Annotated in this window: 18 protein-coding genes; 12 read left to right on the top strand and 6 right to left on the bottom strand. The window is 71.4% G+C overall.

The genetic code is table 11. The annotated features are described in order from the left end of the window. Nucleotides 1-78 precede the first annotated feature (78 nt). From ACFZAM_RS32715 to ACFZAM_RS32695, 5 genes are all read left to right on the top strand, one after another. Entirely contained in the window at nt 79-765 is a 687-nt protein-coding gene (locus ACFZAM_RS32715; RefSeq protein WP_355335477.1) for a response regulator transcription factor, read from the top strand. A 105-nt stretch (nt 766-870) separates the two neighbouring features. Beyond that, on the top strand, nt 871-2,487 hold the full coding sequence (locus tag ACFZAM_RS32710) for an ABC transporter substrate-binding protein (RefSeq protein WP_391051266.1): 1,617 nt from the start codon (nt 871-873) through the stop codon (nt 2,485-2,487). 12 nt (nt 2,488-2,499) lie between these two features. After that, nucleotides 2,500-3,456, top strand: a complete 957-nt coding sequence (locus tag ACFZAM_RS32705) for an ABC transporter permease (RefSeq protein WP_355335481.1) — start codon at nt 2,500-2,502, stop codon at nt 3,454-3,456. Further along, on the top strand, nt 3,453-4,373 hold the full coding sequence (locus ACFZAM_RS32700) for an ABC transporter permease (protein WP_355335483.1): 921 nt from the start codon (nt 3,453-3,455) through the stop codon (nt 4,371-4,373). The genes ACFZAM_RS32705 and ACFZAM_RS32700 overlap by 4 nt, the downstream gene beginning before the upstream one ends. After that, on the top strand, nt 4,370-6,103 hold the full coding sequence (locus ACFZAM_RS32695) for a dipeptide ABC transporter ATP-binding protein (protein ID WP_391051263.1): 1,734 nt from the start codon (nt 4,370-4,372) through the stop codon (nt 6,101-6,103). Before ACFZAM_RS32700 ends, ACFZAM_RS32695 begins: the two co-directional genes overlap by 4 nt. Nucleotides 6,104-6,167: 64 nt before the next feature. On the opposite strand, the gene ACFZAM_RS32690 is transcribed toward ACFZAM_RS32695, so the two are convergent. From ACFZAM_RS32690 to ACFZAM_RS32670, 5 genes are all read right to left on the bottom strand, one after another. Continuing rightward, nucleotides 6,168-7,523 carry a spherulation-specific family 4 protein gene (locus ACFZAM_RS32690; RefSeq protein WP_391051261.1) on the bottom strand — a complete coding sequence of 452 codons (1,356 nt, stop codon included), beginning with the start codon at nt 7,521-7,523 and terminating at the stop codon, nt 6,168-6,170. A 64-nt stretch (nt 7,524-7,587) separates the two neighbouring features. After that, nucleotides 7,588-8,454, bottom strand: a complete 867-nt coding sequence (locus ACFZAM_RS32685; protein WP_355335489.1) for a carbohydrate ABC transporter permease — start codon at nt 8,452-8,454, stop codon at nt 7,588-7,590. Beyond that, on the bottom strand, nt 8,447-9,451 hold the full coding sequence (locus ACFZAM_RS32680; RefSeq protein ID WP_391051259.1) for an ABC transporter permease subunit: 1,005 nt from the start codon (nt 9,449-9,451) through the stop codon (nt 8,447-8,449). Before ACFZAM_RS32680 ends, ACFZAM_RS32685 begins: the two co-directional genes overlap by 8 nt. 1 nt (nt 9,452) lies before the next feature. Continuing rightward, the gene (locus tag ACFZAM_RS32675; protein ID WP_391051257.1) at nt 9,453-10,736 is read right to left on the bottom strand and encodes an extracellular solute-binding protein; all 1,284 of its coding nucleotides are present in this window, start codon (nt 10,734-10,736) and stop codon (nt 9,453-9,455) included. Nucleotides 10,737-10,875: 139 nt separating this feature from the next. Continuing rightward, nucleotides 10,876-12,120: an ROK family transcriptional regulator gene (locus ACFZAM_RS32670; protein ID WP_355335496.1), complete on the bottom strand. Its 1,245-nt coding sequence runs from the start codon at nt 12,118-12,120 to the stop codon at nt 10,876-10,878. Nucleotides 12,121-12,190: 70 nt separating this feature from the next. Here ACFZAM_RS32670 and ACFZAM_RS32665 point away from each other — a divergent pair, with 70 nt between their 5' ends. Continuing rightward, entirely contained in the window at nt 12,191-13,450 is a 1,260-nt protein-coding gene (locus tag ACFZAM_RS32665) for a Gfo/Idh/MocA family oxidoreductase (protein WP_391051254.1), read from the top strand. A gap of 132 nt (nt 13,451-13,582) precedes the next feature. Here ACFZAM_RS32665 and ACFZAM_RS32660 read toward each other — a convergent pair whose 3' ends face one another. Continuing rightward, nucleotides 13,583-14,626 (bottom strand): LacI family DNA-binding transcriptional regulator, encoded by a 1,044-nt coding sequence (locus ACFZAM_RS32660; protein ID WP_355335501.1) that lies wholly within the window; start codon nt 14,624-14,626, stop codon nt 13,583-13,585. A 300-nt stretch (nt 14,627-14,926) separates the two neighbouring features. Between ACFZAM_RS32660 and ACFZAM_RS32655 the strand changes: the two genes are divergently transcribed. From ACFZAM_RS32655 to ACFZAM_RS32630, 6 genes are all read left to right on the top strand, one after another. Further along, nucleotides 14,927-16,075: a Gfo/Idh/MocA family oxidoreductase gene (locus tag ACFZAM_RS32655; protein ID WP_391051251.1), complete on the top strand. Its 1,149-nt coding sequence runs from the start codon at nt 14,927-14,929 to the stop codon at nt 16,073-16,075. Next, entirely contained in the window at nt 16,072-16,992 is a 921-nt protein-coding gene (locus tag ACFZAM_RS32650; RefSeq protein ID WP_355335506.1) for a PmoA family protein, read from the top strand. Before ACFZAM_RS32655 ends, ACFZAM_RS32650 begins: the two co-directional genes overlap by 4 nt. Continuing rightward, complete coding sequence (locus ACFZAM_RS32645; RefSeq protein WP_391051287.1) at nt 16,989-17,714, top strand: cupin domain-containing protein; 726 nt, start codon at nt 16,989-16,991, stop codon at nt 17,712-17,714. The genes ACFZAM_RS32650 and ACFZAM_RS32645 overlap by 4 nt, the downstream gene beginning before the upstream one ends. Before the next feature lie 139 nt (nt 17,715-17,853). After that, nucleotides 17,854-19,188, top strand: coding sequence for an extracellular solute-binding protein (locus tag ACFZAM_RS32640; RefSeq protein WP_391051249.1), 1,335 nt, complete (start codon nt 17,854-17,856; stop codon nt 19,186-19,188). Then, entirely contained in the window at nt 19,185-20,156 is a 972-nt protein-coding gene (locus ACFZAM_RS32635; protein ID WP_391051247.1) for an ABC transporter permease subunit, read from the top strand. The genes ACFZAM_RS32640 and ACFZAM_RS32635 overlap by 4 nt, the downstream gene beginning before the upstream one ends. After that, nucleotides 20,153-20,989: a carbohydrate ABC transporter permease gene (locus ACFZAM_RS32630; protein ID WP_355335515.1), complete on the top strand. Its 837-nt coding sequence runs from the start codon at nt 20,153-20,155 to the stop codon at nt 20,987-20,989. Before ACFZAM_RS32635 ends, ACFZAM_RS32630 begins: the two co-directional genes overlap by 4 nt. Nucleotides 20,990-20,997 lie beyond the last annotated feature (8 nt).

Here is a 20,997-nt window from a genome sequence, read left to right as displayed (position 1 = left end):
GCCGGATCTTCAAAGCGGGCCCGGCGGCCGCTAATCTGCCAAAGAAATTTGAGCGATCCCCATCGAGGTTGGAAAGTCATGCGGGTGCTGGTAGCGGATTCCGACACGATTGGGGTCGGCAGCCTGAGTACCGAGTTGCAGCGGCACGGATTCGACATCGAGCAGTGCGGCACCGGTGCGGAGGCGCTGGAGAAGTACTCCAAGTTCGATTTCTTCCTCATCGACCTGGCGCTGCCCGACATGGACGGTCTCGAAGTGTGCCGATTGCTCCGGTCGGCGAGCGACATACCGATCATCGCCTTCACCGACCCCGACACCGAACTCGACCGGATCCTGTGCTTACAGGCCGGTTGCGACGACTGCATGGCCAAGCCTTTCGGATACCGCGAACTCCACGCGCGTATCGAGGCCGTCCTGCGGCGTTCAGGACCGCAGCTCTCGGCCGCCGTCCGGTCGCAGCCGATCATGATCGGCTCGCTGTGCGTCGACCCGGACACCCGGGAGGTCCGGGTGAACGGCCGGCTCATCAGGCTCACCCGGATCGAGTTCTGCCTTCTCCTCCAACTCGCGTCACAGCCGCAGACGGTCTTCACCCGTACGCAGTTGATGGCCGACGTGTGGGGCTATCAGCACGACGGCCGCCCGCTGAGCGCGCGGGCGAGCCGCACCATCGACACCCATGTCAGCGCGCTGCGGAAGAAGTTGGGCGACCCGAGCTGGGTCGTCACGCTCCGCGGGATCGGGTTCCGGATGGGACACGGCTGAACGACTCCCGCCGCCCCCACCTCACTTCACCGCCGGAACACCCGTTCCGGTATCTCGCACCCCGGAACTTGTGTCCGGTACATCTCGCCCGGAAGGCCCTGCCTCATGCCCGGCTCACGCCACCAAGCCCACCTGCTCGCCACGGCCGTCGTCCTGTCCCTGACGCTGGCGGCCTGCTCGTCGTCGGACTCCACGTCCCCGTCGACCGACGGGAAGACGGCCAAGCCCCACGCGGGCGGTCATCTGACCTTCGCGCTGGGCTCGGACCCGATCTGCGTCGACCCGCACCAGGCGGCCACCAACGACGCGGTCTACGCCGCGCGCGGGCTGGTGGACTCGCTCACCGACCAGGACGCGGCGACCGGGAAGATCGCCCCCTGGCTCGCCACCTCCTGGGACGTGAGCCCGGACGCCTCGGCGTTCACCTTCCATCTGCGCGACGGCGCGACCTTCAGTGACGGCAGCCCGGTGGACGCGAACGCCGTGAAGGCCAACTTCGACGCCGTGGTGAAGCTCGGGGCGAAGTCGATCTTCGGATCCGGCTACCTCAGCGGCTACCGGAGCACCGAGGTCATCGACGCGCACACCGCGAAGGTCACCTTCGACCACCCCAACGCCCAGTTCCTCCAGGCCACTTCCACCACCACGCTCGGCCTGCTGGCCCCCGCGAGCCTGAAGGGCAGCGCCGAGAAGCTGTGCGCGGGGCCGCTGATCGGCTCGGGCCCCTTCACCCTGGCGAGCTACACCCCGGGACGCTCGGTGGAACTCAACCGGCGCGCCGACTACACCGGGGGCTCGGCCCTGTGGAAGCACAGCGGCCCCGCCTACCTGGACAAGATCACCTTCAAGGTCGTACCGGAGTCGGGCGTGCGCACCGGCAGCCTGGAATCCGGGCAGGTCGACGCCATCGCCGGGGTCGCGCCGCAGGACGAGGCGGGCGTCACCGGCCAGGGCGCGAAGCTGCTGTCCCGTTCCAACCCCGGCGTTCCGGTCGCGCTGAGCGTCAACACCTCGCGGCCCCAGGCGGGCGACATCGCGGTACGCCGGGCGCTGGAGGTCGCCATCGACCGCAAGGAGGTCGTCGACACCGTCCTCAGCGGCAGTTACCACCCGGCCACCAGCTCGCTGTCCAGCACCACCGACGGCTACCAGGACAACTCCAAGCTCCTCGCCCACGACCCGGCCGCCGCGGGGCGGATCCTGGACGCGGCGGGCTGGAAGCCGGGGCCCGGCGGCATCCGCGTGAAGAACGGCGCGAAGCTCGACCTCAAGGTCATTCTCGCGCCCAACTTCGGCCCCAACCAGTCCGTCCTGGAACTCGTGCAGCAGCAGGTGAAGAAGGCCGGCATCGGCCTCACCCTCAAGGTGCTGAGCATCGCCGACTACCAGGTCGCCCAGAAGAGCGGCGACTACGACCTGTCCTGGGGCAACGGCACCAGGGCCGACCCGGACATCCTGCGCACCGCCTTCTCCAGCAAGCTGCTCAACCTCTCGCACATCGACGACCCCGAGTTGCAGACCCTGCTCGACACCCAGGCCGCCGCGGCCGACCCCGCCAAGCGCGCTGCCATCGTCGCCTCGGCGCAGCGCCGCGTGCTCGAACAGGCTTACCAGATACCGGTGTTCGAGATGACCAGCGTGTACGCGCTCAGCGGCAAGGTGCACGACATCACCCTCGGCTCGTCGTCCCAGGCGCAGTTCCACGACGCCTGGCTCTCCTGAACGAAGGCGACGATGAGGACCTATCTCCTACGGCGGCTGCTCCAGGCCGTGTTCGTGCTGTGGGCCGCCTACACGGTGTCCTTCGGTGTGCTGTACCTGCTGCCCAGCGACCCGGCGACGATCATGGCGGCGGGCGGCGGTGACGCCAGTACGGTCACCCCGGCGCAGACCGAGGCACTGCGCCACCAGTACGGCCTGGACCAGCCGTTGGCCGAGCAGTACGGCACCAGGCTGCTCCATGCCCTGCACGGTGATCTGGGGCGGTCGGTGCAGAACGGTGTCCCGGTGACCCGGCTGCTCTCCCACGACCTCCCGACCACCGTCCAACTGGCCGCCAGCGCCCTGCTGCTGGCCCTGGTGCTGGGCAGCGCCGTGGCGCTGCTGGCCAGTTGGACGAGGAGCGGGCCGCTGCGCCAGCTCCTGCTCTCCTTACCCGCGTTGGGGGTGTCGGCGCCGACCTTCTGGGTGGGGCTGGTGCTGGTCCAGTTGTTCTCGTTCCGCTGGCATGTCTTCCCGGCCTTCGGCGACGAGGGCTTCGACTCCCTGGTCCTGCCGTCCGTCACGCTCGCGCTGCCCGGTGCCGCGCTCATCGCGCAGGTTCTCGCCAAGAGTCTGCGCACGGCACTGGCGGAGCCGTACGTCCAGACGGCCCTGGCCAAGGGGGCGAACCGGCGGCGGGTGCTGTTCGGACATGCCCTGCGCAACGCGTCGATCGCCCCGCTGACCCTGGTCGGCATCATGATCGGCAATCTCCTGGCCGGGGCGGTGGTCGTGGAGACCGTCTTCGCCCGTGCCGGGATAGGGCGTGAGACGGCCGCGGCGGTGACGGCCCAGGACATCCCGGTCGTCCAGGGCGTCGTCGTCCTCGGCGCCGTCACGTTCGTCCTGACGACTCTCGCCGTCGACCTGCTCCTGCCCCTGCTGGACCCGCGGATCACCGCGACGACGAAGCCGACGGTGCGGACATGACCGAACTGAGCCTCCCGGACGCGGACACCGCGGGGCCGGGCGCGGACCTGACCCGCGCCGAGCCCGCGCGGTCGCCGCACCCGCGGTCCCGGCTCCGCCGGTACGCGCGGTTCTGGCTGACGCGGCCGGGGCTGCTGCTGTCGGCGCTGCTGATCGCGGTGCTGCTGCCGACCGCGTTCTTCCCCCGGCTGCTCACCTCCCGCGATCCGCTGGCCGCGGCGCCGCGGGACAAGCTCGCGGCGCCGAGCGCGGAACACCTATTCGGCACCGACCAGTTGGGCCGCGACGTCTTCGCCCGCGTCGTGCACGGCGCCCTGCTCACCCTCCAGGCGAGCGGGCTTGCCGTGCTGGTCGGACTCGTCGTCGGGTCGCTGGCGGGGCTGCTCGCCGGCTACCTCGGCGGGGTCGTGGACGACACGCTGATGCGGCTCACCGACGTCCTGCTGTCCATTCCCGGCCTGCTGCTCTCGCTCGCGCTGGTGACGGCGCTGGGATTCGGCACTGTCAAGGTGGCCCTCGCCGTGGGGGTGACCAGCGTGTCGACCTTCACCAGGATCATGCGCGCCGAGGTGCTGAAGGTCGCGGGGTCCGGCTATGTGGAGGCGGCGCGGGCCTCGGGCACCCGATGGCCCGCGGTGCTGTGGCGGCACGTGCTGCCGAACGCGGCCGGTCCCGTACTGGTCTACGCGGCCATCGACTTCGGCGCGGTCATCCTCCAGGTGTCCTCGCTGTCGTTCCTCGGCTACGGCGCGCAGCCCCCGGCGCCGGAGTGGGGTTCGCTGGTCTCGGACGGCCGCAATTACCTCGCCACGGCCTGGTGGCTCACCACCTTGCCGGGGCTCGTGATCGCGGCCACCGTGCTCGCCGCCAATCGCATCGCCCGCTCCCTCGACGGCGAAGACACGGAGGACCGATGACGCACACGACACCGACGGACGGCGCATCCCCGCCGTCCGCAGGTCCGTTGCTCGACATCCGGGGGCTGCGGATCTCCTACCGCACCCGCACCGGAACCGTGCCCGCCGTCCGCGGCGTCGACCTGACCGTCCAGCCGGGCGAAGTGGTCGCCCTGGTCGGCGAGTCGGGCTCGGGCAAGAGCACGGCGGCGCTCGCGGTGACGGGGCTGCTGCCGCGCGGCGGCTCGCTCGACGCGGGGTCCGTCCTCTTCGACGGCGCCGACGTGGCGCGCGCCGGGGAGACGGGACTGCGCGGGCTCAGGGGCCGGGAGATCGGCCTGATCCCGCAGGACCCGATGCTGTCGCTCAATCCCGTGCGGCGGGTCGGGTCCCAGGTGGCCGAGGCGCTGCTCATCCACCGGCTCGCCGACCGGGCGGGGGCGGCCCGGCAGGCCCTCGACCTGCTCGGCGAGGCGGGGCTGCCCGACCCGGTCCGGGTCGCGCGCCAGTACCCGCACGAGCTGTCCGGCGGCATGCGCCAGCGGGTGCTGATCGCCATCGCGCTGGCCGCGCGGCCCCGGCTGGTCATCGCCGACGAGCCGACGAGCGCGCTGGACGTCACCGTCCAGCGGACGATCCTCGACCACATCGACACGCTGACCCGGGACCGGGGCATCGCGGTTTTGCTGATCACCCACGACCTCGGGGTCGCGGCGGACCGGGCGCACCGGGTGAGTGTCATGTCGCGCGGCGAGGTCGTCGAGACCGGACCGGTACGGCAGGTGCTCGAAGAACCGGAGCACCCCTACACCCGCGGCCTGCTCGCGGCGGCCCCGAGTCTGGCCCGGTCGCCGGTACCGGCTCCGGCCCGGTCACGAGCCGCGTTCCGGTCCGTTCGGGAGCGGGCGTACGGAGCCGGCCCGGTCGCCGGGAAAGCGCCGCTCGTGGCCGGGGAGCCGGGCGCGGCGGACGACCTGGTCGTGGCCGAGGACCTGGTCAAGGAGTACCCCGGCCGCCGAGGGGACCGGCGCCTCGGCGTACGGGCCGTCGACGGCGTCAGCCTGCGGGTCGGCCGGGGCGAGACCGTCGCCCTCGTCGGCGAGTCGGGTTCGGGCAAGTCGACGACGGCGCGGATGCTCGTACGGCTCACCGAGCCGACCTCCGGGCGGATCACCTTCGACGGGCGGGACATCACCGGCCTCGACGGCGGTGAGCTGCGCCGACTGCGCCGCCGTATGCAGATCGTCCAGCAGAGTCCGTACGCCTCGCTGTCCCCGCGGATGTCCGTCGCGGAGATCGTCTGCGAGCCGCTGCGGGCCTTCCGGATCGGCTCCCGCGCCGAGCGCGCCCGGCGGGCGGCGGATCTGCTGGACCTGGTCCGGCTGCCCGCCGCGTTCCTGGGCCGCCGCGCCTCCGAGCTGTCCGGCGGCCAGCGCCAGCGGGTCGCGATCGCCCGCGCGCTGGCGCTGGACCCGGATCTGGTGGTCTGCGACGAGCCCGTCTCCGCGCTCGACGTGTCGTCGCAGGCGCAGATCCTGGATCTGCTCGCCGGTCTCCAGGACCAGCTCGGTCTCAGCTATCTCTTCATCTCGCACGATCTGGCCGTCGTCCGCCAGATCGCCTCACGGGTCGGCGTGATGCGGGCGGGACGGCTCGTCGAGAGCGGCACGGTGAAGGAGGTCTTCGCCGCGCCCTCCCACCCGTACACACGGGAACTGCTGGCCTCCGTGCCGGGCAGCCTCGTCCGGTGACCGGTCGTCCGTGCCCGGCCCGCGGTTCGTCGCGGGCCGGGCACGGACATTGGCGCGGGCGGTTCTAGCCCGCGCTGAAGGAGACCACCGGCGTGTAGGCGGTACCGGCGTTGAACTCCACCTGCTGGGTGCCCCGGGGTGAGCCGAGGGCGGTCAGCGGCAGCGTCCAGGTGTACGTCGAGCCGCTGATCGTGGTGGTCGGGGCCGGTGTGGCCGCGGCCCACGCCCAGCCGGTCGAGGTGCTGCGGTAGAGGGAGCCGTTCTCGATCATGTAGTCCGCGCCGAGCGGTGAGGACGACGGCGCGGGCGCCTGGTAGCCGGTCGCGGTGTTGCCGTCAGTGTTGATGAAGACGTGGTGGAAGCTCTCGGAGCTGTTGAAGGTCGCCTTGAAGACGGCCGTGCCCGCCGAGGCGCACGCCGAGTACGAGGTGATGGCGCCGGAGCCCGCGGTGGTGGTGCACCCGGTGCCCCCGCCGGAGCCGCCGGTGCCCCCGGACCCGCCCGATCCGGCGGCAGCGGCCTTCGCCAGTTCGTCGGACCAGTACGCGCCGGTGGGCAGGGTGTCCCACGGATTGGGCAGGTTGTCCGGGGTGACGTACAGATAACCGGCGTTGCGTTGCTTGCTCAGTGCGACCGCGTTCTCCATGTCGGCCTGCGCCGGCGTGTCGTAGACCAGGTGCCAGAACTTGTCGGGGTTGGCGTAGTGCAGCTCCCAGTGGGGCGCGGTCCAGGAGGCGTAGACGCTGTAGGTGTTCTCGAACATCACCAGGACGTCGGCCGCCGACGCGTAGCAGGACTCGGCGGGCGAACCGGGGTTGTCGACGGTGAGGGCGCCCGGGTGGGCCTGCTTGGTGGTGGAGTTGATGCCGGTGTAGAGGTTCACGTGCGCGTTGCCCGAGCCGCAGTCGCCCAGGGCGTCGTCGAAGAAGATGCCCGCGAGGCCCGAAGAGCCGTACCAGGAGTACCAGTTGGCCACGTCGGCGTTGATCTGCGCGGTCCACGCGGCGACGCTGGTCTGCCCGCCGCGGGTGGTACGCCCTGTGGTGCCGAAGTAGCCGGTGTCGACGTAGCCGAGCACATTCGCCCCGGCCCCGGCCGCCGCGCTCACGGCCGAGGCGTAGCCGCTGTCGACCGCGGTGCCGGGCCCGTTGGAGGGGTTCGCGACGGCGATGCCGACGCGGGACCCCGCCTGGTCGATCTGGGTCCAGAAGGCGCGGCCGGCGGCGTCCGAGGGGTTGAAGTACGCGGGTACGGCCAGATGCTGCGCCCCGGCTGCCGCGCTCGCCCGGCCGGACAGCGTGCCGGACATGGTCAGCGCGAGCGCGGCGGCGACCGCCGCGCTCACGGCGGCCCTGGTCCGGTGCGCGGCGGTGAGGCGATGCCGCGACCGGGTGTGTGCGAGTGATCGGATGAGGGACATGTGATCCCCTTTCGACGGTGGGGGGTTGCGTGAACAGGGGGTGGGACCAGGGGGACAGGAAGCGTCAGCCCTTGACCCCGGTGTGCGCGATTCCCTGCACGAACTGCCGTTGCAGGAGGACGAAGACGGCGATGACCGGGAGCGAGGCGAGCAGCGATCCGGCCATCAGCACGGGGTAGTCGGTCTGGAACTGTCCCTGGAGCGAGGCCAGTCCGGCGGACAGGGTCATCTTGTCCGGGTCGGTGTTGACCACCAGCGGCCAGAACAGGTCGTTCCAGGACCACAGCAGCGCGAGGACCGCCAGCGCGACGAGTCCGGGGCGGACCAGCGGCAGCATCACCGACCAGTAGATCCGCCAGGGCCCCGCGCCGTCGATGCGCGCCGCCTCCTCCAGCTCCTTCGGCAGGGCCAGGAACGACTGCCGGAGCAGGAAGACGCCGAACGCGCTGAACATGCCGGGCAGGATCAGCGCCTGGAGGCTGTTGAGCCAGCCGAGGTCGGACATGATCTGGTACTGGGGGATGATGAACAGTTGCGGCGGCACCATCAGCACCGACAGGAACAGCCCGAAGAGCATCCCGCGGCCGGGGAAGCGCAGCCGCGCGAAGGCGTAGGCGGCCATCGGGCACAGCACGACCTGGCCGAGCGTGCGCCCGAGCGACATCAGCAGCGTGTTGAGGAACTGCCGGCCGAACGGCAGCAGGTCGAAGACCTTGCCGTAGTTGTCCCAGTGCCCGCCGGGCAGCGGCGACGGCGGCACATGGGTCGCGTCGCTCAGCGACTTCAGGGAGGTGACGATCTGCCAGAGGAACGGCGCGACCATCGCCAGCGACGCCGCGATCAGCACGGTGTGCACCAGCGGGTGACGTCCGCGCCGGGAGCGGCGGGCGGGCCGGTCCGCGGCCCGGCCGGCCGTGTGGACCTCAGCCATAGTGCACCCACCTCTTCTGCATGCGGAACTGAAAGGCCGTCAGCGCGACGATGATCAGCAGCAGGACCATCACGATCGCCGCCGCGTAGCCGCGGTCGTTGGTGACGAACGCGCGGTCGTAGAAGAGCTGCACAACCGTCTCCAGGCGCGGGAACGCCGGGTTGGAGCGGGCCGCGGCGCCCGATCCGGCCATCACGTAGACCAGGTCGAACAGTTGGAGCGAGCCGATGACCGAGATCACCGAGACGAAGAACGCGGTGGGCGACAGCAGCGGCAGGGTGACCGAGCGGAACTGCCGCAGCGGGCCCGCGCCGTCGATCTCCGCGGCCTCGTAGTACTCGCGCGGGATCGCCTGCATCCCGGCCAGGAAGATCACCAGGTTGTAGCCGATGCTGCTCCACACGCCCACCACGACCAGGGCGTACAGCGCCACCCGAGGGTCGGCCACCCAGTTCGGGCCGTCGATGCCGACCAGCGACAGCAGGTAGTTGATCAGCCCGTAGTCGCCGTTGTAGAGCCAGCGCCACACCATGCCGATCGCCACCGGCATGGTGACCACCGGCAGGAAGAACACGGTGCGGTAGACGCCGACGCCGCGCAGCCCCCGACGGTTGAGCAGCGCCGCGAAGACGATCGCCAGCGGGATCGACAGCAGTCCGAGCCCGGTGTAGGCGAGGGTGTTGACCAGCGCCCGGCCGAACTCGCCGTCGTGCAGCATCCGGTGGTAGTTGTCCAGCCCGCTCCAGGTGTGGCCGCCGAAGGCGCCCCAGCGGGTGAACGAGAAGTACGCGGTCTGCACGACCGGCCACAGGTAGAAGACCGCGAGGCCCAGGCCGGTCGGCGCGATGAAGGCGTAGCCCCACAGCGCCTCGGTGACGCGGTCGCGGCGCGGTCGCCGGAAGCGGCCGGGCAGCCGTGACAGCCGCCCGGTCCGCGGCCGGGCGCCGGTGGCCGCCTGCAGGTCCCCGGCGGCGCCGGGGGTGGACGTGAGGGTCATGTCACTCCTTGGCGAGCAGGTCGTCCATCGCCGCGGCCAGCCCGCGCGCCGCCCTGTCCACCGGCTCCTGGCCGTTCCACGCCTTGGTGAGATACGTCAGCTCGGCCTCGTTCCAGGCGGCGGTGTTCTTCGAGACCGGGTACGGGACGCCGTACGGCACCTCGTCGAGGAAGGTCTGGAGGTGGAACTGCGGGTAGGCGGCGATCCAGGCGCCCTGCGTGCCGTTGTACGCCGGCATCGCGCCGGACTTGGCCAGGATCTCGGCGGCCGGCTCGGAGCCGAGGAAGTTCACGAACTGCCATGCCTGGTCGGCGTGTTTGGTCCGCGCCGAGACCACGTTGGCGAGGCCGTGGATGATCGTGGCCCGCTTCTCGCCTGTGGGCAGCGGGGCGACGTCGACCCGGTCCTTGGTGTAGGCGTTGCCGCCGAATTCCAGGGAGTCCCAGGAGCCGCCCCAGTACATCGCGAGCTTGCCCGCCTCGAAGAGCTGGAGCGGCGCGGTGTCCGTCATGGTCTTCAGGTCGGGCGACTGCTTCTTCTGGATCAGGTCGGTCCAAAAGCGCAGGCCCTCGATCGTCTTCGGATCGGCGTAACCGGACTTCTTGCCGTCCGGTGAGATCACATAGCCGCCGGCCTGGGCGATGGTGTTGTACTGGTACTCCTGGAAGCTGGTCAGCTCCGCGCCGGTGGCGTACTGGCCCTTGCTCGCGTCCGTCAGCTCCGCGGCCGCCTTCCGGAAGTCGCCCCAGGTCCAACCGGCCTTCGGGTAGGGGACCTTGGCGGCGTCGAAGAGCGTCTTGTTGTACCAGACGCCGACCGTGTCCAGGTCCTTCGGCAGTCCGTAGTGCTTGCCCTGATACGTGTACTGGTCGACCAACTGCTTGGGGTAGGCGGACAGGTCGGTCCTGTCCTTGGCGATGCCGTCGTCCAGCGGGCGGATCACGCCGTTGGAGGCGTAGAGCTGGAAGTTGGGGCCGTTCATCCAGAAGACGTCAGGGGCGGCGCCGCCGGTGGCAGCCGCCTTGAGCTTGGTCCAGTAGTCGGCCCACGGGGTGAGCTGGACCTTGACCGTGATGCCGGGGTGGGTGCGGGTGAACTCGCGGCCGAGCTGCTCCATGGCCGTCTTCTGCGTCGCGTCCCACACCCCGTACGACAAGGTGACCTTGCCGCCCGAACCGCCCGCGCCCGAACCGCCCGCGTCCGAGCCGCTCCCGCCCGACGAACAGGCCGAGGCGGCCAGCACCACCCCGAGCGCCACCGCACACCATCGCACCGACTTCCGCATACCGGGCCCTCCCAGGATCCACACGCCCCGGCGGTGGACCGTCAGCCGGAGTCGTCAAGTGGCATTAATCATGGAGTCCATGGAAATTAAGTCAAGACCCGTGAGCTGAAGAATTCCTCTCAGCGGTCTCCGCGCCCGGTCAGACGCGGCGGGAGAAGTGCTCCACGCCGCCCAGTTCGTGCCGTTCGCGCAGTTGCCGGTCCACGTGGTCGAGGGCCAGCCGCAGCGCGCCCAGCGCCACCCCCTCGTCGCCGAACTCGGAGATCCGCACCTCGGGCGTGCGGATGCACCAGCGGTCCAGCTCGCGCCGCAGCGGCTCCGCGATCAGGTCGGCCGACCGGGAGAAACCGCCGCCGATCACGACCAGTTCGGGGTCCAGGGTCAGCACCAGCGCCGCCGTCCCGACGGCCACGTCCCGCACATAGCGCCGCACCACCGCCGCCGCCTTGCGGTCGCCCGCCCGCGCCGCCTCGAACACCGCCTCGGCCGCGGCCTCCTGGTCAACCGCTGTGTCCGCGTGCGCTCCCGCGCCCCGCCCCTGTCCCTGCCCCTGCCCCGACGACCCGGTCCGCTCCGGCGCGGGACCGGCCTGCGGCGGCCACGCGCGCAGGTGCTCCTGCGCCCTGATCCAGCCCGAGGCGGGCAGTGCTCCGATCTCTCCGGCCGCGTTGCCGAAGCCGCGGTGCAGCTTGCCGTCGATGATCAGCCCGGCGCCGGTCCGCAGACCGGCGAGGATCACCACCACGTCCTTGGCGTAACGCGCCGCCCCGCACCACGACTCGGCCAGCGCGGCCAGCTTGCTGTCGTTCTCGACCAGCGCCGGGCCGCCGACCAGGCGGCGCAGATGCGCTCCGACGTCCACGCCGGTCCACTCCGGCAGCGCCTCGGAGAGCATCACCCTGCCCGCGCCGTCCACCAGTCCGGTGGTGGCCACGCCCGTCGCCCACAGGTCGCCGGTGGTCAGGCCGCCGCCCGCGAGCGCTCCTGCCACCGCGCCGTCCAGCGCGGCCAGGCGCTCCTTGCGGCCCATGGCCGGCGCCACCGCGACCCGGGCGCTGTGCAGCACCGTTCCGTCCAGGTCCGCCACCAGCGCCAGGATCTTGTGGCCGCCGATGTCCACCCCGAGCACACGGCCCGCGTCGGCGCGGAACCGGAACCGCCGGGCGGGCCGGCCCACCATCCCGGCCGCTGCGGGCACCTCGGCCAGCCAGCCGTTGTCCAGCAACTCGCGCACCACGTCCTCCGTGGAGGCGCGCGACAGCCCGGTCCGCCGGGACAGCTCGGTCAGGGTCATCGCCGGTGCGGACCTCAGCTCCCCCAGCACGGCGAGGGAGTTGAGTTGCCGGAGCCGGGAGAGGTCGCCGCCGCTCGGAGTCTCGGTCACGACGTCCCCTTGAGTTTGGTTGCTGCGCGCTTAATAATGAGAGAGTCCATGATAAATAGGAAAGGATCCTATGTCTCGGGTGACTCTAGCTCTCGTCGGCGCCGGGCTGCGCGGACAGACCTACGCACGCCACGCGCAGGTCACCGGCACAGGGCGGGTGGTGGCACTGGCAGAACCCGATCCGGTGCGGCGCGCCGCCGCGGCCGAGGAGTTCGCCGTCCCGCAGGACCGGGTGTACGCCGACTGGTCGGAACTGGCGGCGGCGGGACGGCTCGCCGACGCCGCGATCGTGGCCACCCAGGACAGACAGCACACCGAACCGGCCGTCGCGCTGGCGGACCTCGGCTATCACGTGCTCCTGGAGAAGCCGATGGCCACCACCGAGGCCGAGTCCGCGGAGATCGCCGAGGCGGCCGAGCGGAACAAGATCATGCTCGCCGTCTGCCATGTCCTGCGGTACACCCCGTACACGCAGACGCTCAAGCGGATGCTGGACGAGGGCGCGATCGGCCGACTGGTCAGCGTCCAGCACCTGGAGCCGGTCGGCTGGTGGCACCAGGCGCACTCGTTCGTCCGGGGCAACTGGCGGCGCTCGGACACCTCGGCGCCGATGCTGCTCACCAAGTCGTGCCACGACATCGACTGGCTGGTGTACCTTTTCGGCCGCTCGCCGCGCCGGGTCAGCTCCTTCGGCAGTCTCACCCACTTCCGGGCCGAGGCCGCCCCCGCGGGCGCCGCCGCGCGCTGCACCGACTGCCCGATCGAGAGCACCTGTCCGTACTCGGCCAAGCGCCTGTACCTGGACTGTCTGGCGGACCCCGAGCGGCGCTACTGGCCGCTGTCCGCGGTCACCGAGGACCACACCGAGGCCGGTGTCCTTCAGGCGCTGCGCACCGGTCCCTACGGGCGCTGCGTCTACGCGTGCGACAACGACGTCGTCGACCACCAGGTGGTCTCGATGGAGTTCGACGACGGCGCCACCTGCTCGTTCACGATGAGCGCCTTCACCCCGCAGGAGCACCGCAGGACCCGGCTGCTGGGCACCCACGGCTATCTCGACGGCGACGGCGTCACCATCAGGACGGTCGACTTCCGTACCGGCGAGGAGGGCGTCGTGGACACCAGCACCACTGCGGGCGCCTCGGCCGCGGACGGTCACGGCGGGGGTGACGAGGCGCTGATGGACGCCTTCCTGGAGGCGGTCGCCACCGGAGACGGCGGCGTCCTGAAGTCCGACGCGGCGGCGAGTCTGGCCAGCCACCGCGTGGTGTGGGCCGCGGAGGAGGCCAGGACGACCGGCACCGTCGTCGCGCTCGCGTCCGCGGTCTGAGGAGCCGCGCCCCGGAGAAAACCGGCCCGTGCCCCGGAGCAGACCGGCCCGCGCCCCGGAGCACGCCGACCCGCGCCCCGTAGAAAACCGCACGGCGCCCCCGGACACGACCGGCCCGCGCGCCACCGCCGGTCAGTCGGCCACCGGACGCCGCACCCCCGTCGTGGACTCCCCCACCTCCAGCCGGTACGGGGCCACGTGCACCGCGTGCCCCGGCGGGGTCGCCGCGCCGATCCGGCCGGCCAGTGACGTGACGGCCAGCGAGGCGATGGCCGCTTTGTCGGGCACCACCGTCGTCAGCGAGGGAGTGGCGTAACGGCCCTCCTCGCTGCCGTCGACGCCGGCGACGGCGATGTCCCCGGGCACGGCGAGACCGGCCTCGTGGAAGGCGCGGATCGCGCCGACGGCCAGCATGTCGTTGAAGCAGAACACCGCGTCCGGGCGGCTCCCGGCGGGCAGGGCGGCCAGCGCGCGGCCCGCCCGCAGCCCGCTGCGCCGGTCGAACTCCTCGACCTGCGGCGCGAGTCGGGGGTCGAAGGACAGACCCGCCGCGTGCAGGGCGAGTTGGAAGCCCTCCAGGCGCTGCCTGCTGGTCGCCGAGCCCTGCCGGTCCACGCCGACGACGGCGAGCCGGGTCCGGCCGAGCGAGACCAGGTGGGCGGCGGCCTCACGGGCGGCGGCCACATTGTCGATCAGGACGTGGTCGGCGTGGAGTTGCTCCCGGCCGTCCTCGCGCTCGCCCAGCAGCACCAGCGGGAAACCGGCCGTGGTGGCGGCGAGTTGGTCGAAGGGCACCCGGAGCGGGGAGAGGATCACGCCGTCGAGCAGGGCCGCGCCGAGCCCGGTGGCCAGCCGCAGCTCCTCGCGGGGGTCGCCCAGCGTCTCCTCGATCAGGACGGTGAGACCGATCCGGGACGCCTCGGTCCTGACGTGGTGGGCGAGTTCGGCGAAGTAGGGCGTGGCCAGGAACGGCACCGCCAGAGCGATCAGCCCGCTGCGGCCGGTGCGCAGCCGTACCGCCGACGGGTTCGGACGGTACCCCAGTTCGCTCACCGCGACCATGACGCGCTCTCGGGTGGCGGGGGCCACTCTCGACATTCCGCGTACAACGTTGGAAACAGTCTTGACTGAGACGCCCGCGCGATCGGCGACGTCCTTGAGCCGCACTGCTGTCACGTACCCGCCCTTCTCGGAGACGCCTCATTGTAGGGCAGTTCAACGCAGAGCGTCCCGCAGACGCGTGCAGGCGGCAGTCGTCCGCGCCCAAAGGGTTGACCGCCAGGACACACACTGGTTACAACGTTGGAACAGCCGGGCGAAGGAACCACTGGCCGACCCTGCCGGGGGTCTCCGTGCGCCCGGACGCCGTGGGCGCGTGGCGGACCGCCGTCGCGCCCCCGGCGGTCGAGCGGCGGCCGGACAGCCCGTTTCCGCGCCACCGCCCGTGACGTACGCCAGCCTCACGAGAGGGCCCGCATGTCCCCGCACCGCCCGAATCTCCCGCTGCGCACCGCCGTGGTGGGCACCGGATCCATCGCCCGAGGAAGTCACCTGCCCGCGCTCGCCGCTGTGGCGGCGGAGGGCTCGGTGGAGATCGTCGCCGTGGTCGACGTCGCCGAGGAGGCGGCCCGCGCCGCCGCCGAGGAGTTCTCCGTGCCGGGCGCCTTCACCGACCTCGACACCATGCTCGGCGAGGTACGCCCCGACCTGGTCGTCCTGTGCACGCCGCCCTCGCTCCACCGGGAGCAGGCCGTCGCCGCGCTGCGGACCGGCGCCCATGTGTGGTGCGAGAAGCCGCCGTGCCCCTCGCTCGCCGACTACGACACGGTGACGGCCGCCGCCGAGCAGGGCCCCGGCGCCCCGACCGCGGCCTTCGTCTTCCAGCACCGGTTCGGCTCCGGCGCCCGCCACGTCCGCGAACTGCTGCGCGAGGGGGCCTTCGGACGGCCGCTGGTCGCGCACTGCCAGACCACCTGGTACCGGGGCGCGGACTACTACGCCGTGCCGTGGCGCGGCCGTTGGGACACCGAGGGCGGCGGTCCCGCCATGGGGCACGGCATCCACCAGAACGACCTGCTGCTCGACCTGCTGGGCCCGTGGCGGGAGATCCGCGCGATGGCCGCCCGGCTGGTGCACGACGTGCAGACCGAGGACGTCTCCACCGCCCAGGTCCGGTTCGCGAGCGGCGCGGTCGCCACCGTCGTCAACAGCGTGCTCAGCCCCGACGAGGTCAGCCGGATACGGATCGACTGCGAGCTGGCGACCGTCGAGCTCACCCATCTCTACGGCTACCGCAACGCCGACTGGCGGATCACCCCGGCCCCCGGCGTCCCGGCGCGGACGGCACGGGCCTGGAACGACTTCGGCCCCGACGAACCCAGCTCCCACCTGGCCCAACTACGCGCCCTCGTCGCCGACATCCGGGCCGGAACCCCGCACCCGACCGGCGGCGAAGGCGGCCGCGGGATCGTGGAGTTCACCGCCGCGCTCTACAAGTCCGCCTTCACCGACGCCACCGTCCGGGCGGGCGAGATCGGCCCCGACGACCCGTTCTACGCCGCCATGCACGGCGGTGAACCCGACCGGCTGCCGGTCGGCGCCCGCGAGGAGGAGCAGGCCGCATGACGCTGTCGCTGACCCACGTCCACGACGACCGGATCACCGTGACCCACCGGGCCACCGGTACCGAGCTGTTCGCCTACGTGTACCGCCCGGAGGCCGCCTGGGAGGCGCCGAAGCCGTACCTCCACCCGATCCGCACCCTCGGCGGTGGTCTGGTCACCGACTACCGCCCGAACGACCACCGTTGGCACAAGGGCCTCCAGCTCACCGCCTCGCACCTGTCGGGTCAGAATCTGTGGGGCGGCAACACGTATGTGCACGGCGAGGGGTACGTGGCGCTGCCCGAGCGGATCGGCTCGATGGCGCACGTCGGCTTCGACGAGGTGTCGGCGGGTCCCGACGGCGTGGTGATCGCCGAGCGCCTGACCTGGCACCCGTACGACGGCTCGCTCTGGGCCGAGGAGGACCGCAGGATCGAGGTCACCGCCGAGGAGGGCGGTTGGACCCTGACCTGGTCCTCGGCCGTCACCAACCGGCGCGCCGAGCCGTTGCGGTTCGGCAGCCCCACCACCGCCGGGCGGCCCGACGCCGGTTACACCGGGCTGTTCTGGCGCGGGCCGCGCGCCTTCCGCGACGGGCACGCCTTCACCGCGGACGGCGACAGCGCCGAGCGCGACCTCATGGGTGAGCAGGCGCCGTGGCTCGCCTACAGCGGCGAGCACGACGGACGTGACGGACACGCCACCGTCGTCTTCGAGCACGCGCCGGGCAACGACCACGCGGGCGAGAAGGGCACCCACCCCGCGCACTGGTTCGTGCGCACCGACCCGTTCGCCGCGGTCGCCCCGTCCTTCGCCTTCCACGAGGAGCTGGTCCTGGCGCCCGGCGAGGTCCTGGACCGTACGTACCGCGTCCATGTCGCCGACGGCGCCTGGGACCGTGCGGCGGTCACCGCCCATCTGGAGCGGCACCCGTGGTGACGGCGGGCTACGACGGGTTCCCCGGGGCGGTCGCGGTCTCCCGGCTGAGCGTCTACGACTGGCCGACCGTGGACGGCAGGCCGGGCGGCGGCACCCCGCACCTCCATCTGACGTGCAGCGAGGGGTACGTGGTGACCGACGGCGAGGGCGCCGTGCAGACCCTGACCGCCTCCGGTTTCGAGGAGACCCCGCTGCGCGCGGGCACCGTGGCCTGGTTCACCCCCGGCACCATCCACCGGCTGGTCAACGACGGCGGGCTGCGGATCACCGTCGTGATGCAGAACGGCGGACTCCCCGAGGCGGGCGACGCCGTCCTCACCCTGCCCCCCGACCGGCTGACCGACCCCGAGGTGTACGCGGCGGCGGTCCGGCTGCCGACGAGCGGGAGCGAGCGGGAGCTGGTCGGCGCGGCGCGGGCCCGCCGTGACCTCGCCACCCGCCGGTTCCTCGAGCTGCGCGACGCGCTCGCCGCGGGTGATCCGGAGCCGCTGGCCGCCTTCCACCGCGCGGCGGCCGAGCTGGTGCGGCCACGCCTGGCCGACTGGGAGCGGCGCTGGCGCGAGGGCGCCCGCGCGGCGGTGACCGCCACGCACGACCAGTTGGCCGCTCTCGGTGACGGCGACGCGCGCCATCTGGCCGACGCCCGTACCCACGCGAGCGGACCCGCCGCGACCGGACGGTTCGGGATGTGCGGCCGTCTCGACGTCTACCACGACGGGTGAGCCGAACGGCCCGTCCTCGCCCCTCGGCGTCCGCCCACGACGGGTGAGCCGAACGGCCCGTCGCCGTTCCCAGCCCCCGTGCGGCGGCGGGCGCCTCGTGCCACCGCTCCACCCACCCACCCACCCCGGAAAGGCCACCATGCCCGAGCCCCGAAGCGGCCGGCGTCGGTTCCTCCGCCGCCGAGCGGTCGCCACGGCGGTCGCCGCCGGTTGCAGCACCGTTCTGCTGGCCGCGCTCACCTCCTGCGGCGCCTCCGGCGCCTCGGGCGGTCACCTCACCCTCACCTTCTCCTGGTGGGGCAACGACGAACGCCAGGCCCGTACCGAGAAGGCGGTGCGCCTGTTCGAGAAGGCGCACCCGGACATCAGCGTCCAGATGTCCAACGCCGACTTCGGCTCCTACAAGCAGCGGCTGTCCACCCAGGCCGCGGGCGGCGGGATACCGGACCTGGCGCAGCTCGACTACCGCCAGATCTCCCAGTTCTCCACCGGCGGCGCGCTGCTTCCCCTGGACCGGTACGTCAAGGACGGCACCCTCGACACCGCCGAGATGGACACGTCCTTGGTGCGCACCGGCTACCTGGCGGGAAAGCAGTACGCGCTGCCGATGGGCCGCGGGATCACCGGTTACGTCTACGACGCCGACGTCTTCGACACCGCCGGTGTCCCGGCGCCGCAGCCCTCGTGGACCTGGCAGGACTGGGCCAAGGCCAGTGCGAGGATCGCCGGGCTGAAGCTGAAGTCCCCCGACGGGCGGACCGTGGCGGGCGGCAACGACGGCGGGAGCAACGAGGACGTCTTCGAGGACTGGTTGCGCAGCCACGGCAAGCAGCTCTACGCGAGCCCCACCGAGCTCGGCTACACCGAGAAGGACCTCGCCGACTTCTGGACCTTCTTCCACGAACTCCAGAAGGCGGGGGCGGTGGTCTCGGCCAAGGACAGCGCGCAGGCCGACGCGACGGGCATCAGCGCCTTCAGCCGCGGTCTGGACGCCATGGACTACTCCTGGGACGCGACCTTCACCGGCTTCACCAGCCCGACCGGGCACGCGATGCGCTTCGCGCCGGTGCCCACCTTCGACGGCAAGGCGGGGTCGTACTTCAAGCCGACGATGCTGATCGGCATCGGCGCCCACTCGAAACACCCGCAGGAAGCGGCCCAGTTGATGAACTTCCTCCTCAACGACCCGCAGGCGGGCGACATTCTGGGCGTCACCCGCTCCCAGCCGCCCAATCAGAAGATCGCCGCCGAGGTGAACAGCAAGCTGACAGGACCGGAGTTGAAGGTCTGGCAGTTCGACGAGGTGATGCAGAAGTACGGCGTGCGGCCGCCGCCGTCCGCGCCTCCCAGAGGTGACGTCGCGATCCAGAGCGCCTTCGTCCGCGAGTACCAGCGGGTGGAGTTCGGCCTGGCGTCGCCCGCGAAGGCGGCCCATGAGCTGGTCGTCCAGGCGAAGCAGGAGTTGGAGTCATGAGCGTCGCGCGGATCGAGGCGGCCGAGGCCGCCGGGCGGGCCGAGGACACGCCGGGACCGGACCGGCGCACCCGCCGCGGCCGGGAGGCGCGCTGGCCCGCGTATGTGTTCCTCACCCCGTGGATGATCGGCGCGGTCGCGGTGACCCTGGTGCCGATGGCGGTCTCCCTCTATCTCTCCTTCACCAGTTACGACATGCTCTCCACCCCGCACTGGGTGGGCGTGCGCAACTACTCGGAGATGCTGACCGCCGACCCGCGGTTCTGGCGGTCGGTCCTGACCACCCTGAAGTACGTGGTGATCGCCGTCCCGCTCAAGCTGGCCCTCGCGCTGGGCGCCGCGATGCTGCTCAAGCGGCTCAGCAGCCGGGGCCGGGGTTTCTACCGGTCGGCGTTCTACGCCCCGTCCCTGCTCGGCGCGAGCATGTCGATCGCGCTGGTGTTCCGGGCGCTGTTCAACGACGGCGGCACGATCGACAACGTCCTCGGCACCTTCGGCATCCACATCGGCGGCTGGGTCGGCAATCCGCATCTGGCGACCTACGTCGTGGTGCTGCTGACGGTCTGGCAGTTCGGCGCCCCCATGGTCATCTTCCTGGCCGGTCTCCAGCAGATCTCGCCGGAGCTGTACGAGGCGGCGGCGCTCGACGGGGCGGGCGCCTGGCGGCAGTTCGTGTCCGTCACGGTGCCGATGCTCTCGCCGGTGGTCTTCTTCAACCTGGTGCTCGAAGTGATCCAGTCCTTCCAGGTCTTCACGCCCGCCTTCGTCGTCAGCGGCGGCAACGGCGGACCGGCCGACTCGACGCTCTTCTACACGCTCTATCTGTACGAGCGCGGCTTCACCGCCTCGCACATGGGCTACGCCTCGGCCATGGCCTGGCTGATGCTGCTCGCCATCGCGGCCGTCACCGCGGTGCTGTTCAAGACCTCCCGGTCCTGGGTGTTCTACGCGGACGAGGCGGAACGATGAATCTGACCCTGCGCCGCCGGCTGCCCCACACGGTCGCCCTGATCGCGCTGCTCGCCCTGCTCTACCCGCTGCTCTGGCTGCTGGTGACGTCCGTCAAGCCCGCCGACGAGGTGGTGACCAGCGTCGATCTGTGGCCCCGGCACTTCGAGTGGAGCAACTACACCACCGCGCTCGACGGTGTCTCGGGCGTGTCGGTGACCCGGCTGCTCGGCAACAGCATGCTGATCGGCCTCGGTTCGGTGATCGGCACGGTGACGTCCTGCTCGCTGGCCGCGTACGCCTTCGCGCGGCTGCGGTTCCGGATGCGCGGCCCGATGTTCGCCTTCACCGTGGCCACGCTGATGCTGCCGCAGCACGTGGTGCTGATCCCGCAGTACATCATCTTCAACAAGCTCGGCATGATGAACACCTACTGGCCGCTCGTCCTGCCCAAATTCCTCGCGGTGGACGCGTTCTTCGTCTTCCTCATCGTGCAGTTCATGCGCAATCTGCCCAGGGACCTGGAGGAAGCGGCCAGGATCGACGGCTGCGGCCCGTTCCGCTCGTTCTTCCACATCGTCCTGCCGCTGAGCCGGCCCGCGCTGATCACCACCGCGATCTTCTCGTTCATCTGGTCCTGGAACGACTTCTTCGCCCAGATGATCTACCTGCTCTCGCCGGAGAAGGCCACCATCACGCTGGCGCTGCGGAGCTTCGTCGACCAGTCGAGCACCTCCGCCTACGGGCCCATGTTCGCCATGTCGGTGATCTCCGTGCTGCCCATCGTGCTGTTCTTCCTCGTGTTCCAGCGCTATTTGGTGCAGGGCATGGCCACCTCGGGACTGAAGAGCTGAGGAGGACC

It is taken from the genome of Streptomyces sp. NPDC008079, from assembly GCF_042957385.1.
Lineage (GTDB): Bacteria > Actinomycetota > Actinomycetes > Streptomycetales > Streptomycetaceae > Actinacidiphila.
The sequence above is the reverse complement of the archived record's forward strand: the minus strand, read 5'-3'. Positions and strand labels throughout refer to the sequence as shown.

What these genes read in the sequence shown, in the direction of transcription:
- ACFZAM_RS32715 (WP_355335477.1), top strand. Translation starts at nt 79, where the DNA reads ATGCGGGTGCTGGTAGCGGATTCCGACACGATTGGGGTCGGCAGCCTG.
- ACFZAM_RS32710 (WP_391051266.1), top strand. Translation starts at nt 871, where the DNA reads ATGCCCGGCTCACGCCACCAAGCCCACCTGCTCGCCACGGCCGTCGTC.
- ACFZAM_RS32705 (WP_355335481.1), top strand. Translation starts at nt 2,500, where the DNA reads ATGAGGACCTATCTCCTACGGCGGCTGCTCCAGGCCGTGTTCGTGCTG.
- ACFZAM_RS32700 (WP_355335483.1), top strand. Translation starts at nt 3,453, where the DNA reads ATGACCGAACTGAGCCTCCCGGACGCGGACACCGCGGGGCCGGGCGCG.
- ACFZAM_RS32695 (WP_391051263.1), top strand. Translation starts at nt 4,370, where the DNA reads ATGACGCACACGACACCGACGGACGGCGCATCCCCGCCGTCCGCAGGT.
- ACFZAM_RS32690 (WP_391051261.1), bottom strand. Translation starts at nt 7,523, where the DNA reads ATGTCCCTCATCCGATCACTCGCACACACCCGGTCGCGGCATCGCCTC.
- ACFZAM_RS32685 (WP_355335489.1), bottom strand. Translation starts at nt 8,454, where the DNA reads ATGGCTGAGGTCCACACGGCCGGCCGGGCCGCGGACCGGCCCGCCCGC.
- ACFZAM_RS32680 (WP_391051259.1), bottom strand. Translation starts at nt 9,451, where the DNA reads ATGACCCTCACGTCCACCCCCGGCGCCGCCGGGGACCTGCAGGCGGCC.
- ACFZAM_RS32675 (WP_391051257.1), bottom strand. Translation starts at nt 10,736, where the DNA reads ATGCGGAAGTCGGTGCGATGGTGTGCGGTGGCGCTCGGGGTGGTGCTG.
- ACFZAM_RS32665 (WP_391051254.1), top strand. Translation starts at nt 12,191, where the DNA reads ATGTCTCGGGTGACTCTAGCTCTCGTCGGCGCCGGGCTGCGCGGACAG.
- ACFZAM_RS32655 (WP_391051251.1), top strand. Translation starts at nt 14,927, where the DNA reads ATGTCCCCGCACCGCCCGAATCTCCCGCTGCGCACCGCCGTGGTGGGC.
- ACFZAM_RS32650 (WP_355335506.1), top strand. Translation starts at nt 16,072, where the DNA reads ATGACGCTGTCGCTGACCCACGTCCACGACGACCGGATCACCGTGACC.
- ACFZAM_RS32640 (WP_391051249.1), top strand. Translation starts at nt 17,854, where the DNA reads ATGCCCGAGCCCCGAAGCGGCCGGCGTCGGTTCCTCCGCCGCCGAGCG.
- ACFZAM_RS32635 (WP_391051247.1), top strand. Translation starts at nt 19,185, where the DNA reads ATGAGCGTCGCGCGGATCGAGGCGGCCGAGGCCGCCGGGCGGGCCGAG.
- ACFZAM_RS32630 (WP_355335515.1), top strand. Translation starts at nt 20,153, where the DNA reads ATGAATCTGACCCTGCGCCGCCGGCTGCCCCACACGGTCGCCCTGATC.